General features: G+C 72.7%; 14 protein-coding genes. 3 read left to right on the top strand and 11 right to left on the bottom strand.

The genetic code is table 11. The features are described 5' to 3' along the window. Window positions 1-45: 45 nt before the first annotated feature. The 5 genes from ACFWIS_RS35935 to ACFWIS_RS35915 all read right to left on the bottom strand — a co-directional run bounded on the left by ACFWIS_RS35935 (window position 46) and on the right by ACFWIS_RS35915 (window position 5,782). The gene (locus ACFWIS_RS35935) at window positions 46-1,086 is read right to left on the bottom strand and encodes a glycosyltransferase family 2 protein (protein ID WP_380461612.1); all 1,041 of its coding nucleotides are present in this window, start codon (window positions 1,084-1,086) and stop codon (window positions 46-48) included. Window positions 1,087-1,432: 346 nt separating this feature from the next. Beyond that, on the bottom strand, window positions 1,433-4,000 hold the full coding sequence (locus tag ACFWIS_RS35930; RefSeq protein WP_380461611.1) for an ABC transporter permease: 2,568 nt from the start codon (window positions 3,998-4,000) through the stop codon (window positions 1,433-1,435). A gap of 19 nt (window positions 4,001-4,019) precedes the next feature. Beyond that, window positions 4,020-4,805, bottom strand: coding sequence for an ABC transporter ATP-binding protein (locus ACFWIS_RS35925; RefSeq protein ID WP_380461610.1), 786 nt, complete (start codon window positions 4,803-4,805; stop codon window positions 4,020-4,022). A gap of 255 nt (window positions 4,806-5,060) precedes the next feature. Then, entirely contained in the window at window positions 5,061-5,615 is a 555-nt protein-coding gene (gene ssuE, locus ACFWIS_RS35920; protein ID WP_380461609.1) for an NADPH-dependent FMN reductase, read from the bottom strand. 89 nt (window positions 5,616-5,704) lie between these two features. Then, a complete protein-coding gene (locus ACFWIS_RS35915) occupies window positions 5,705-5,782 on the bottom strand; it encodes a putative leader peptide (protein ID WP_380461625.1) in 78 nt (25 codons plus the stop codon). Between the two features lie 179 nt (window positions 5,783-5,961). Here ACFWIS_RS35915 and ACFWIS_RS35910 point away from each other — a divergent pair, with 179 nt between their 5' ends. Further along, window positions 5,962-7,242 (top strand): LCP family protein, encoded by a 1,281-nt coding sequence (locus ACFWIS_RS35910; protein WP_380461608.1) that lies wholly within the window; start codon window positions 5,962-5,964, stop codon window positions 7,240-7,242. A 37-nt stretch (window positions 7,243-7,279) separates the two neighbouring features. Beyond that, on the top strand, window positions 7,280-7,750 hold the full coding sequence (locus ACFWIS_RS35905; RefSeq protein WP_380461607.1) for a hypothetical protein: 471 nt from the start codon (window positions 7,280-7,282) through the stop codon (window positions 7,748-7,750). Here ACFWIS_RS35905 and ACFWIS_RS35900 read toward each other — a convergent pair. The 3 genes from ACFWIS_RS35900 to ACFWIS_RS35890 all read right to left on the bottom strand — a co-directional run bounded on the left by ACFWIS_RS35900 (window position 7,747) and on the right by ACFWIS_RS35890 (window position 10,055). Then, a complete protein-coding gene (locus tag ACFWIS_RS35900; protein WP_380461606.1) occupies window positions 7,747-8,652 on the bottom strand; it encodes an arylamine N-acetyltransferase in 906 nt (301 codons plus the stop codon). The two genes, ACFWIS_RS35905 and ACFWIS_RS35900, sit on opposite strands and share 4 nt — an antisense overlap. A 345-nt stretch (window positions 8,653-8,997) precedes the next feature. Continuing rightward, complete coding sequence (locus ACFWIS_RS35895) at window positions 8,998-9,492, bottom strand: peptidylprolyl isomerase (RefSeq protein WP_380461605.1); 495 nt, start codon at window positions 9,490-9,492, stop codon at window positions 8,998-9,000. A gap of 113 nt (window positions 9,493-9,605) precedes the next feature. Next, a complete protein-coding gene (locus ACFWIS_RS35890; protein ID WP_380461604.1) occupies window positions 9,606-10,055 on the bottom strand; it encodes a MarR family winged helix-turn-helix transcriptional regulator in 450 nt (149 codons plus the stop codon). A 111-nt stretch (window positions 10,056-10,166) separates the two neighbouring features. Between ACFWIS_RS35890 and ACFWIS_RS35885 the strand changes: the two genes are divergently transcribed. Next, entirely contained in the window at window positions 10,167-10,781 is a 615-nt protein-coding gene (locus tag ACFWIS_RS35885; RefSeq protein ID WP_380461603.1) for an NAD(P)H-dependent oxidoreductase, read from the top strand. Window positions 10,782-10,803: 22 nt separating this feature from the next. On the opposite strand, the gene ACFWIS_RS35880 is transcribed toward ACFWIS_RS35885, so the two are convergent. The 3 genes from ACFWIS_RS35880 to ACFWIS_RS35870 all read right to left on the bottom strand — a co-directional run. Then, a complete protein-coding gene (locus tag ACFWIS_RS35880; RefSeq protein ID WP_380461624.1) occupies window positions 10,804-11,289 on the bottom strand; it encodes a GNAT family N-acetyltransferase in 486 nt (161 codons plus the stop codon). Window positions 11,290-11,388: 99 nt separating this feature from the next. Continuing rightward, window positions 11,389-12,255 (bottom strand): oxidoreductase, encoded by an 867-nt coding sequence (locus tag ACFWIS_RS35875; RefSeq protein WP_380461602.1) that lies wholly within the window; start codon window positions 12,253-12,255, stop codon window positions 11,389-11,391. A gap of 165 nt (window positions 12,256-12,420) precedes the next feature. After that, the coding region (locus tag ACFWIS_RS35870) for an acyl-CoA dehydrogenase family protein (protein WP_374214750.1) at window positions 12,421-12,496 on the bottom strand (76 nt) is incomplete at its 5' end.

The raw sequence follows: 12,496 nt of genomic DNA, 5'->3' as shown, positions 1-12,496 counted from the left end.
GACCGACGGTAGCCGGTCCGGGGCGCAGCGTGCGGGCCGACCGGGTCAACCGGTCTGGGAGAGCACGTCCTTGGCGGACGGGCGGACACTCCCTATCACCCGGCGGGCCAGCGAGCGGGGCGAGGTGATGAAGCCGAAGCCCCAGCTGAGGTGCATGGTCGCGAGCGCCACCGGCAGCAGCGCCTTGGCCCGCAGCGACAGGCCGCGGCCCTCGACCACCGAGCCGCCGAGGATGCCCAGCAGGTACACGCCGGGCACCGCCAGGAAGGCCGGGTGGACGGCTGCGCCCAGCACCAGGCCGAGCACCACCGCGAGCAGCGCGCTCGGCGGGGCGAGGTAGCGCAGGTTGACCGAGCCGCGGTGGTAGCGGGTGACCACCCGGCGCCAGCGGCCGTAGTCCTTGTACTGCTTGGCCAGCGCCCGGACGGACGGCCGGGGCCGGTACGTCACCATCAGCTGCGGGGTGAACCAGACCAGTCCGCCGTCCTGGCGGATCCGGTAGTTCAGCTCCCAGTCCTGGGCGCGGATGAACTCCTCGTTGTAGCCGCCGAGCTTCTCCAGCACCTCGCGCCGGAACACCCCGAGGTAGACGGTGTCCGCCGGACCGGCCAGGCCTCCGGTATGGAAGGCCGCGTTGCCGACGCCGATCTTGGAGGTCATCGCGGCGGCGACCGCGTGCTCCCACTCGGTCTCGCCTTCGGCGTGCATGATGCCGCCGACGTTGGCGGCGTCCATCTCGCCGAGCAGCCGGACCGCCGTGGCGATGTAGCCGGGGGTGAGCAGGCCGTGGCCGTCCACGCGCACCACTATCGGGTGCTGCGAGCCCCGGATCGCGGCGTTCAGCCCCGCGGGGGTGCGGCCGGTGGGGTTCTCCACCGTACGCACCCGCGGGTCCTCGGCCACCAGCTCGGCCGCGATCTCGGCGGTGCGGTCGGTGGAGGGACCGAGCGCGATCACCACTTCCATCGGTCCCGGGTACTCCTGATTCAGGATGCGCCGGACCGCCGTGCGCAGGTGTCGTTCCTCGTTGAGCACCGGCATGATCACGGAAACAGCCGGCAGCTCCTCAGCAGCCTTGGTGTTCATCGGGGCCAACCGTACCGGTGCCGACACGTCTCCGTCTCGTCCCGGTTCGTCGGTTCCCGCTCCCCCGAAGGGTGGCACCGGCGCCGTGATCGAGATCACCGTACCGCTCCGCTCTCCGGGGCCCGAATCGGCGGGGGAACGGTGCAGGTTCGGCGCAGGTTCGGCGCACGGGGTGAACGGCGGTGAACAGGGCCGATCCGGTCGGCGGGACGGGGTGCACCCGGTGCCACGGGCTTGCCCGGACGGTCCTGGTCGCCCCACGGCGCGGGGGCCGGGCGCGCGTTCGCACCCGGCCCCCGGCCCCCCGTTCCCCCGTGGGGTCGACCCGACGTCCCCCGTCGTCGGGTCAGTCCGTCGCGATGGCCGCGAGGACGTTCATCCGTCCGGCCCGGAAGGCCGGAACGAGGGCGGCGACCAGACCGATCACCACCGAGGAGACCAGCGTCACCACGACCGTGGTGGTCGGGACGGAGAGCGTCCCGAGGCCCTGGTCGCGCAGCACCCGCTGGGCGGTGACGCCCCAGGCCAGTCCCAGCCCGGTGCCGAGCACGGCGCCGAACAGGGCGATCACCACGGACTCCAGCCGGATCATCCGGCGCAGCTGGCGGCGGGAGAGCCCGATCGCCCGCAGCAGGCCGATCTCGCGGGTCCGCTCCACCACCGACAGCGCCAGGGTGTTGACCACGCCGAGCACCGCGACGGTGATCGACAGGCCGACCAGACCGTAGATCAGGTAGAGCAGGGTGTTGACCTGGGACTGCACGAGTTCCTTGTAGCCCGCCTGGTCCTTGACGGTCAGCTGCGGGTACTGCCGGAGGGCGTCCTCCAGGGCGGTGAGCGTCTTGGCGACGTCGGCGCCGGAGGCGGCCTTGGCGTAGAAGGTCCGGTCGGCGGGCTGGTCGGCGGCCGGGACGGCCTCGGCCATGGTGGCGAAGTCGACGAAGGAGGCGTCCCCGTAGAGCGAGTCCTTCCCGAAGACGACGCCCACCGGGAGCACCTGGGTGTGACCCCCGGCGTAGCGGACGGTGACGCTGTCGCCGACCTTGAGGTGGTGGTCGGTCGCGAAGGCCTCGCCGATGCCCAGCGAGCCGCGCCCGATCGAGTCCACCGCGCCGGAGGCGACCGGCAGCCGGAAGTCGGTGGCGAAGAAAGCCGGCGGCACCGCCGCGACCCCGGCCCGGCTGGTGGTGCCGTCGGGCAGCTGGAACCTGGCGTCGAGGTCCTTCTCGGTGGTGACGTGGTCGATGCCCGGGGTGCGCTTCACCGCGTCGATCATCTCGGCGGTGACTCCGGTCCGGTCGCCGCGGATGATGTAGTCCACGCCCACCGACTTGTCGATCTGCGCACTGGCCGACCGCACCGCCGAGGCGCTGAAAACCGAGGAGCCGATCACCAGTGCCAGCCCGATCATCAGGGCGGCGGCGGTGGCGCCGGTCCGGCGCGGGTTGCGCATCGCGTTGCGCTGGGCGAGCTTGCCGGAGGGCCCGAACAGGGCCGGGAGCAGGGCCCCGAGCACCTTGATGAGGACGGTGGCCAGCAGCGGGCCGAGCACCACGAAGCCGATCAGGGTGAGCAGCAGGCCCAGGCCCAGGTACTCGCCGCCGGTGCCCGCCTTGTCGGCCGTACCGGCGAGCACCAGCAGCCCGGCGCCGCCCCCGGTGAGCAGCACGCCGAGGATCGAGCGGACGAGGTTGGAGCGGGCCTCGGCCGGGGTGCCGTGGTCGCGCAGGGCGGCCATCGGCGCGATCCGGCTGGCCCGGCGGGCCGGGATCCAGGCCGCGATGACGGTGATCAGGATGCCGACGGCGTAGCCGGCCGCGAAGACGTCGGGCCCGATCTCCAGGTCGCTCGCGTTGAGGTCCATGCCGATCGCGTTCATCAGCTTGATCAGCCCGAACGCGACGCCCAGGCCGACCGCCACGCCGAGGGTCGAGCCGAGCACGCCCAGGATCAGCGCCTCGACCAGCACCGAGCCGTTCACCTGGGCGCGGCTGCCGCCGATGGCGCGCAGCAGGCCGATCTCGCGGGTGCGCTGGGCGACCAGCATCGAGAAGGTGTTGATGATCAGGAAGCCGCCGACGATCAGCGAGATGCCGGCGAAGCCGAGCATCGCGTACTTCATGAAGTTCAGGCCGCTGCCGATCGACTTGGTGTTCTCGTCCTTCTGCTCGGCCGCGGTCTTGACCTGGTAGCCGGTGCCGACCTCGGCGAGGGCGGCGGTCTTGAGCTGGTCGTTGCTGCGGCTGCCGTCGCCGAAGGCCTCGACGGAGGTGTAGGCCTGCTCGCCGAGCAGCACCTGCTGGGCGGTCGGGGTGTCCAGGAAGGCCAGCGCGGCGCCCGGGTTGGTGGTGGTGAAGGTGGCGATGCCGACGATCGTGTACGGGTGCTGCCCACCGGCGTTGTCGACCCGGATCCGGTCGCCGACGCCGAGCTTGGCCTTCTTGGCGGTGTCGGCGTCCAGCACCAGCTCGCCGGAGTTCCGCGGGACGTGCCCGGAGGTGATCCGCACCGGGTTGCGCGGGGTGTCGGTCCAGTTGCCGACCAGGGTCGGCGCGCCGGTGGTCGGGCCGACCAGCTTGTCGGTGGCCGGGTTGACCAGGATCGCGTTGCCGACCATGACCTGGCCGACGGCGCTCTTCACGCCCGGCACCGCGGCGACCCGCTGGGCGAGCGAGGCCGGGACGGTGGCGGGCTTGTCCCCGGCCGGCGGCTCCTCGTCGTCGGCCGGCTTGGGCGGCTGGACCGAGATGTCGGAGGCGGTCGCGGCGAACAGCTTGGAGAAGGTGCTGGTGGCGGTGTTGGAGAACACCAGGGTGCCGGACACGAAGGCGACCGACAGCACGACGGCGACGAGTGAGAGCGCCATCCGCCCCTTGTGGGCGAAGAAGCTCCGCAGCGAGGTCTTGAGCAGCATGGTTTCGTCGTCCCGCCGATCAGCTGGTGCGCTTGCCGTCGAAGCGGCGCATGCGTTCGAGGACGGAGTCGGCGGTCGGCGCGTGCATCTCGTCGACGATCACGCCGTCGGCGAGGAACAGCACGCGGTCCGCGTAGCCGGCGGCGACCGGGTCGTGGGTGACCATGACCATGGTCTGGCCCAGTTCGTCCACCGAGCGGCGCAGGAAGCTCAGCACCTCGGCGCCGGCCCGGGAGTCCAGGTTCCCGGTGGGCTCGTCGCCGAAGATGATCTCGGGCCGGGCGGCCAGCGCGCGGGCCACCGCGACGCGCTGCTGCTGGCCGCCGGAGAGCTGGGTCGGGCGGTGCTTGAGCCGGCCGGCCAGGCCGACGGTCTCCACCACCTGGTCCAGCCAGGCCTGGTCGGGCCGGCGGCCGGCGATGTCCATCGGCAGGGTGATGTTCTCCAGTGCGTTCAGGGTCGGCAGCAGGTTGAACGCCTGGAAGATGAACCCGATCTTGTCCCGGCGCAGCCTGGTCAGCTGCTTGTCCTTGAGGCCGGTGATCTCGGTGTCGCCGATCCGGATGCGTCCGCTGCTGACCGTGTCCAGACCCGCCAGGCAGTGCATCAGGGTGGACTTGCCGGAGCCCGAGGGGCCCATGATCGCGGTGAAGCGGCCGCGCTGGATGTCCACGTCGACCGCGTCGAGGGCGGTCACCTCGGTCTCGCCCGATCCGTACGCCTTGGTCACCTGGCGGGCCGAGGCCGCGACGGCGGACGGTCCGCCGGGAAGCTGGGGGTCGTACACGGCTGCTGCCGTCGTCACTGGATTCTCCTCGGAAGTGGTCCACCCGTTGACCCCCAACCTTCCGGCACGGTCGGACCGCGGACCCGACGGAAGCGGGCCGCTCGCGGAGGGGCGGGGACGTGAGAACCACGTTAGGAGCCGGCTCCGGACGGCTCGTCCTCCGTCGGAATGAAGCGCTGCAACCAAGGTTCTACGGGTACGGCACCCCTCCCCCCTAAGGGGTGCCGCGGGCCGTCTCGGGGTCGCCCCGTACGGGGTCGCGCGGGCCGCCGCTCAGCCGGTCAGCACCGGTGCGGCCAACCGTTCGAGGGCGTCGGCGAAGCCCTCCACGACCGGCACCAGCCGGGCGTCGGTCTCGCACTCGACGAGGGTCCGGCCGTCCTCCCCGGCGGTGATGTGGCGGTCGAGCACGAACCAGCCCTGGGTGATGTGGCCGGCGCCCATCGAGCTGAGCACCGGGCGCAGCGCGTAGTCCACCGCGAGGACGTGCGCGGACGAGCCGCCGGTGGCCAGTGGCAGGACGGCCTTGCCGGCCAGCGCGTACTGCGGGAGGACGTCCAGCAGGGCCTTGAGCAGGCCCGAGTAGGCGGCCTTGTAGACGGGGGTGCCGATCACCACACCGTCGGCGCGGGCGAACAGTTCGGTGACGGCGACGATCGCCGGGTGGTCGAAGTCGCCCGAGAGCAGCGCGTGCGCGGGCAGACTGCGGGCCTCGAAGGGGATCACCCGGTGGCCGCGGTCCACCAGGCGCGCGTCGACGTGGCGCAGCAGCCGGGTGGTGCGGGAGGTGGCGGAGGGGGAGCCGGAAACGGACAGGACGGTGGCCATGGTTCACCTCTGGCTGGAAGCGGGAGCGCTTCGCAGCGGCCTCTGCTCGGCTGCTGCGGACGGTGGTCGGTGTGCTCGACGGGCGCGCTTCAGCGACGACAGAGCGAACCGGACACCCGCTGCAGGTCGACGTGCCGCCGACGCGTGAGTGCCCGACCCTGGTCCATGTCCGAAATGCAAACACGGTGCGTTCGAACCGGTCAAGAATCGTTTCGGCAAGCGGAACGGGGGTGACGGGCGCGTTTCGCGCCGGAGCGATCCGGCGCGTGCATCAAAACTGCTACAAGAGGCCTGGCAGGGGCCCCGGGGGGAGTCAGCCGAAGCGGGGTCGGGCATCCTCGACGGCATGAACACGTGGCAGGAGGGCCGCCCGGGCGGCGGCGGGAACCCCTACGGAGGCAACGGCGGCGGTGCGGCGGCCGAGCCGCCGCTGCCGGCGTCGCTGAACCCCCGCGGGGCGGGCACGCCCGGCCCGCGGCAGCCGGAACAGCCGTCCCGCCTCGGCGGCGTCCCGCCGCAGGCCGCCCCCGGCGACCCCGGACGGCCGGGCTCGGGCGGCCCCGGCGGCCCCGGTGGCGGTCGACCCGGCGGCCCGGGTGGTCCCGGCGGTGCGCGGCCGACCGGTGCCCGGGCCCGGCGCTGGCCGCGGCGGCGGATCGTGAAGTGGACGGTCTTCGGCCTGCTGATCGCCGTCATGGTGACCTCGGTGTCCACCTGGTTCTGGGCGGACTCCAAGCTCAACCACGAGAACGTGCTGGCCGACTACCCGGGCCGGCCGGCCGCCGGCAAGGGCACCAACTGGCTGATCGTCGGCTCCGACAGCCGCGACGGCCTGAGCGAGTCCCAGATGGACACCATGCACACCGGCCACGACGTCGAGGGCAAGCGCAGCGACTCGATGATGATCCTGCACGTCGGGGACCACGGGAACACCCTGATGAGCATCCCGCGCGACTCCTGGGTGCCGATCCCCGAGTTCAGGACCAGCGCCGGCAAGACCGTCAAGGCCACCACCTCGAAGATCAACTCGGCCTTCGCCACCGGCAACGGCCGGCTCCTGGTGCAGACCGTCGAACTGAACACCGGCATCCGCATCGACCACTACGCCGAGATCGGCTTCGCCGGGTTCGCCGGCATCGTCGACTCCATCGGCGGCGTCGAGATGCACATCGACCAGGACATCAAGGACCGGGACTCCGGCCTCGACCTCAAGGCCGGCGACCAGACCCTCAACGGCACCCAGGCCCTGGCCTTCGTCCGCCAGCGCCACCAGATGGCCGACCAGGACCTCGGCCGGATGCGCAACCAGCAGAAGTTCCTCGGTGCCCTCGCCCACCAGGCCGCCTCCCCGGGCACCGTGCTCGACCCGTTCACCTTCTACCCGCTGGTCGACTCGGCGCTCGGCACCCTGATCGTCGACGAGGACTGCGGGCTGACCGACCTGGGCTCGCTCTTCCTCGCCATGAAGGACGTCAACGGCGGCGGCGGCAAGACCATGACCGTCCCGATCGGCAACGCCGACTACCACACCAGGACCGGCGAGTCCGCGGTGCAGTGGGACGCCGCCAAGTCCAAGCAGGTCTTCGAGGCCTTCAAGAACGACACCGCGGTGCCGGACGTCAAGTAGCCGCGACTCCCGGTCGCCGGATCGCCACAATGGGTGGATGTCCCTCGTCACCGCCCTCGTCTACCGCCGACGCCACCGCCTCCTGGGCCGCCTGGTCCAGGAGGCGCTCGCGCTCTACGGCATGGAGGTGCCCGCCGCCTGCGAGATCGGGCCCGGACTCATCGTCTTCCACCGCGGCTTCGGCACCGTCCTGCACCCGTACACCACACTCGGGGCGGGCGTGACCCTCTACAACGGCGTGACCATCGGCCGGGCCGACCCGTGGGTGCCGCAGGAGCGCAGCGCGATGCGGCGGGTGGTGGTCGAGGACGGCGCGGTGCTGTGCGCGGGCGCCAAGGTGGTGTGCAAGGAGGGCGTGCTGACCGTCGGCGCGGGCACCGTGGTGGGGGCCAACGCCGTACTCACCCGCTCGACCGGGCCCGGCGAGATCTGGGCCGGGGTGCCCGCCCGCCGGGTGGGGACGCGGGACGGCGCCTGGGCACCCCCGACGGGGCTGCGGCGGGCCTAGTTTCCGGCCTCCGGGGCGGCGTGGGGCGCGGCCCCGGATGCGGTTTCGGGCGCGGCCCCGGGTGCGGTTTCGGGTCCGGCCCCGGGTGCGGTTTCGGGTCCGGCCCCGGGTACGGTCGGCAGCCGGTCGAGCACGATGCCGAAGTGCTCGCGGTACGCGGCCAGCGCACCGGCCTCGGTGAGCTGCTCCTCGGTGCGGGTGCCGTCGGGCGCGGTCCGGATCAGCCGGGTGCCGCGGAGGGTGGTCCGGCCGCCGTCCGCGGCGAGCATCGAGCAGGTGTCGGAGCGGGTGAACGTGGACTGCGGCGAGGTGGCCCGCCACCAGCAGGTCGGCACGAAGTCGGCCAGCGGGTGGGTGCGCCGGTCGATCCGGTACTGGGGCGCACCGTCCAGGACGACGTCCAGCTCGCCGTGCTCGCCGTACGGGCGGAGCACCACCGTGCCGTGCGGGTCGGACTGCTCGCCGCGCCCGTCCAGTCGCAGCGGGAGCCGGGCGAAGCGGCCGAACCCCACGTCGACCAGCCAGGGTTCGTCCAGGTCGACCCGCAGCGCCAGGTGGTCGAACGGCGGACCGAGCCGCTCCCCGTCGAAGGCCCGGGCCGCCAGCAGGCTCACCCGGTACCCCAGCGAGCGCAGCAACTCGGCGAAGGCGCCGTTGAGTTCGTAGCAGAAGCCGCCGCGCCGACGGTCCACCACCTTGGCCACCAGGACGGCCGGCTCCAGCACGACGGGCTCGCCGAGGTGGATGCTCAGGTTCTCGAACGGGACGGCGCGCAGATGCGCCTCCTGCAGCCGCGCCAGCCCCTCGGCCGACGGCGGCCCGGGCTCCGTCAGCCCGATCCGCTCCAGGTACGCCGCCCGTACCGCCGGTGTCAGTCCCTCGTACGCCTTCTCGTGGTCCACTCGCCCATTCCACCCGGGCGGCGCCCGTTCGGCCATCGGCCCTTGGACCTACGCCGCCCCGCCGGCGCCCGCGCGGGAAGTCGGACGGGTCGACTTCCCGTCCGGCAACCGGGCCACCTCCGGGCGGACCGACCGCGGTTACCAGCTGACGATGACGTAGCCGGGCCTGCCGTGGGCGTCCTCCGTCCCGTCGACGCCCGGTGCGCCGGGCCTGCCGGAGGTGTTGTCATTGCTGCCGGTGGCGTCACCGTGGCCGCCGTGGCCGCCCCCGGTTGTGCCACCGCCCCGGAGCCGAAAGTCGGACCGGCCGACTTTCCGCTCCGGGGCGGTACGTGGAGGAGGTGACTACTCGACGACGCCGGACTTGGCGATCTTGATGGCGGCCGAGGTGCGGCCGCTCTGCGAGCCGAGGCCCTCGATCTTCTTCACCAGGTCCATGCCCTCGACGACCTCGCCGAAGACGACGTGCTTGCCGTCCAGCCAGTCGGTGACGATGGTGGTGACGAAGAACTGCGAGCCGTTGGTGTTGCGGCCGGCGTTGGCCATCGAGAGCAGACCCGGGCGGTCGTGCTTGAGCGTGAAGTTCTCGTCCGCGAACTTCTCGCCGTAGATGCTCTTGCCACCGGTGCCGTTGTGGTTGGTGAAGTCACCGCCCTGCAGCATGAAGGCGGGGATCACGCGGTGGAAGCCGGAGCCCTCGTAGCCGAAGCCGTTCTGGCCGGTGGCCAGCTCGCGGAAGTTGCGGGCGGTCTTCGGGACGACGTCGTCGAACAGCTTGAAGACGATGCGCCCGGCCGGCTCGTCGTTGATGGTGATGTCGAAGAAAACGTTGGAACCCATGCAGGGATCATGGCACGAGCGGCTCCGCGTCGCGCGCCACCCCCTCGGAGCCCGAGGTCACGGCGGCGTGTTAGGCCGGCCCGGCGGGAACCGGGGTCGGCGGGGGCGTGCGCTCAGGCCTTGAGCTTGCGCCAGACCGTTTCCAGGGCCGCGATGTCCGCCGCGTCCAGCCGGTCGGTGAAGACCGGGGCGAGGACGGCCCGGCGGGTGGCGTCGGCCTCGGCGAAGGCGACGCGGCCCTGCTCGGTCAGTTCGATCCGCACCGATCGGGCGTCCGAGGCGGAGGGTGCCCGGGACACCAGCCCGCGCCCGGCCAGGGCGTCCACCACCCGGGAGACCTGGCTGCGGCTGAGCATGGTCTTGGCGCCGAGGTCGGAGACGGCCACCGGCTCCCGCTGGCCGTCGAGCCAGAGCATCACCTCGAACCAGGACAGCGGCAGCCCGTGCACCCGGGTGAGTTCCCGGTCGATCCGGGCGGCCAGGGTGGTGCCGGCCCAGACCAGGCCGTAGAAGACGTGGTCCTGCTCGCTCAGCGGGCCCAGGGTGAGATCGGCGTGGTCCATGGCGTTCATCGTACCGAGATTGCGTGCGCATGCACACAGTCCCGAGGCGTGCGCGTGCGCACCATGCGCACCAGTAGCATCGGCCTCCAACCACCCGGAGGGGGAGCGAACATGAGCGAAGGCGGGGGCATGAGCCGGATCGGGGTCTACCTGGCACACCCGCGGCCGGGCAGCTTCAACCACGCGCTGCACGAGGCCGTGGTGGACGAACTGCGCGGACGCGGCTGCGAGGTGCTCGCCCACGACCTCTACGCGGACGGCTTCGCGCCGCTGCTCACCGCCGAGGAGACCGGCACGGTCGACGCCGCCGGCGCCACCGCCGATCCCCAACTCGCCCTGCACCGCGCCGAGGTGGCCACCCTTGACGCTCTGGTGCTGATCCACCCCAACTGGTGGGGTCTGCCGCCGGCCGTCCTGACCGGCTGGGTGCAGCGGGTGCTGGCCCCCGGCGTCGCGTACAAACTCGGCACCGCCGACGGCGAGCCGACCGGACTGCTGCGGGCCGGCCGGGCCCTGGTGCTGAACACCTCGGACACCCCCGAGGCCCGGGAGCGCGAGGAGTTCGGCGACCCGCTGGAGCGGATCTGGGCGGCCTGCGTGCTGCCGTACGTCGGCGTCACCGACGTCCGGCGGACGGTGTTCCGCACCGTCACCGACTCCTCCGCCGCCGAACGGGCCGGCTGGCTGCGCCAGGCCCGCGAGCAGGCCGCCGCACTGCTCGACTGAGCCCCCTTGCCGTCATGAACCCCTACAGCTCGACCTCCGCCACCTCCTGGTCGCCGCTCAGCTCACCGGTCGGCCGGAAGCCCAGCCGGGCGTAGAACCCGGCCGGGCCGTCCGGGCCCGGGTGGTAGGTGACGGTGGCGCGGCTGCCGCCGCGGCGGCGGACCTCCGCGCAGACCTGCTCGACGGCGAAGCGGCCGTAGCCGCCGCGCTGCCGTCCGGCGTCGACCAGCAGGCGCCAGAGGCCGGAGCGGGGGCCCGCCCCGGGGCGGCCGGAGTCGAAGGTCACGTCGAAGAAGGCCATCACGAAACCGACCGGCCGGCCGTCGTCCAGGATCAGCCGGGGCCAGGCCATCTCCCCGTGCACGTACGCCTCGGCCAGTGACGTCGCCACCGGTGCGACCAGGCCCTCCTGGTCCGGTCGCACCCGCAGGGCGAGGGCGGCGTCGATGTTCTCGGGGGTGAGCGGGGCGAGGCTGAGCGCGCCTCGCGTCGCGGGCAGGTCGGACATGGCGGGCTGGTCGGGCAGCACAGGCGGCGCGGGCAGGTCGGACATGGCGGGCAGCCTAGGAGACCGGGCCGCCCGCCGTCCCCTGGTTTACCCGGGACGTCAGGCCCCGGCCGGGTAGTCGGCGCCGCGGCCGACGGCGGCCCAGGTGTCGGTCTCGGCGCGGGCGGCCTCCAGGTTGCCGAGGATCGCGTCGACGGCGGCGGAGCCGAGGACCAGCCGCAGCGGGGTCCGGTCGGCGGCCAGGGCGGTCAGGATCGCCTCGGCGGCCCTCGCCGGGTCGCCCGGCTGCTTGCCGTCGGAGTCCGGCAGACCGGTGCGGACCGGGCCGACCACCGGCTCGTAGGCCTCGATCGGGGTCGCGTGGGCGAGCGCGCCGCCGCCCGCGAAGCCGGTCCGGAACGCGCCCGGCTCGACGATCAGCACCTTGATCCCGAAGCCGGCCACCTCCTGGGCCAGCGCCTCGGAGAGCCCCTCCAGCGCGAACTTGGTGGCCGAGTAGGCGCCCACGCCGGGGAAGGAGAAGCGGCCGCCCATGCTGCTCATCTGCACCACGGCGCCGGTGCCCTGGGCCCGCATGTGCGGCAGCACGGCCCGGGTGAGCGCGGCCGGGCCGAAGAAGTGCAGCTCCATGAGGTCCCGCAGCTCGCGGTCGGTGTACTCCTCGACGGCTCCGATCAGGCCGCGCCCGGCGTTGTTCACCAGGACGTCGATCCGGCCGTGCCGCTGCACGGTCTCGGCGACCACGGCGGGGATCCGCTCCTGGTCGGTGACGTCCAGCCGGACGGGGACCAGCCGGCCCGGATGGGCGGCGGCGAGGTCCGCCAGCGCCTCCGGGCGGCGGGCGGCCGCGACGACGGTGTCACCGGCGGCCAGCGCGGCCTCGGCGATCGCCCGGCCGAAGCCGGAGTTGGCGCCGGTGATCAGCCAGACCTTGCCGTCGGCGTACTGCTCGGGGGTGCTGCTCATGATGGATCGGCTCCCGCAATCGTCTTGCACGGCAAACACGTTGACGATCATTTATGACATTCGCCGGCCCGGTCCGTCCAGGAGGGTTCGATACCGGACGACAAACGGCCCCCGACCGCGCGGAAGCGGTCGGGGGCCGTTCGGCAGGTGCCGGTCGGGCGGTCGTTACGGCAGGTTGCGGGCCATCACGATGCGCTGGACCTGGTTGGTGCCCTCGTAGATCTGGGTGATCTTCGCGTCC

This window comes from Kitasatospora sp. NPDC127060, from assembly GCF_042724935.1.
Lineage (GTDB): Bacteria > Actinomycetota > Actinomycetes > Streptomycetales > Streptomycetaceae > Kitasatospora.
The sequence above is the reverse complement of the archived record's forward strand: the minus strand, read 5'-3'. Positions and strand labels throughout refer to the sequence as shown.

What these genes read in the sequence shown, in the direction of transcription:
- ACFWIS_RS35935 (WP_380461612.1), bottom strand. Translation starts at nt 1,086, where the DNA reads ATGAACACCAAGGCTGCTGAGGAGCTGCCGGCTGTTTCCGTGATCATG.
- ACFWIS_RS35930 (WP_380461611.1), bottom strand. Translation starts at nt 4,000, where the DNA reads ATGCTGCTCAAGACCTCGCTGCGGAGCTTCTTCGCCCACAAGGGGCGG.
- ssuE (WP_380461609.1), bottom strand. Translation starts at nt 5,615, where the DNA reads ATGGCCACCGTCCTGTCCGTTTCCGGCTCCCCCTCCGCCACCTCCCGC.
- ACFWIS_RS35915 (WP_380461625.1), bottom strand. Translation starts at nt 5,782, where the DNA reads ATGGACCAGGGTCGGGCACTCACGCGTCGGCGGCACGTCGACCTGCAG.
- ACFWIS_RS35910 (WP_380461608.1), top strand. Translation starts at nt 5,962, where the DNA reads ATGAACACGTGGCAGGAGGGCCGCCCGGGCGGCGGCGGGAACCCCTAC.
- ACFWIS_RS35905 (WP_380461607.1), top strand. Translation starts at nt 7,280, where the DNA reads ATGTCCCTCGTCACCGCCCTCGTCTACCGCCGACGCCACCGCCTCCTG.
- ACFWIS_RS35895 (WP_380461605.1), bottom strand. Translation starts at nt 9,492, where the DNA reads ATGGGTTCCAACGTTTTCTTCGACATCACCATCAACGACGAGCCGGCC.
- ACFWIS_RS35890 (WP_380461604.1), bottom strand. Translation starts at nt 10,055, where the DNA reads ATGGACCACGCCGATCTCACCCTGGGCCCGCTGAGCGAGCAGGACCAC.
- ACFWIS_RS35885 (WP_380461603.1), top strand. Translation starts at nt 10,167, where the DNA reads ATGAGCGAAGGCGGGGGCATGAGCCGGATCGGGGTCTACCTGGCACAC.
- ACFWIS_RS35880 (WP_380461624.1), bottom strand. Translation starts at nt 11,289, where the DNA reads ATGTCCGACCTGCCCGCGACGCGAGGCGCGCTCAGCCTCGCCCCGCTC.
- ACFWIS_RS35875 (WP_380461602.1), bottom strand. Translation starts at nt 12,255, where the DNA reads ATGAGCAGCACCCCCGAGCAGTACGCCGACGGCAAGGTCTGGCTGATC.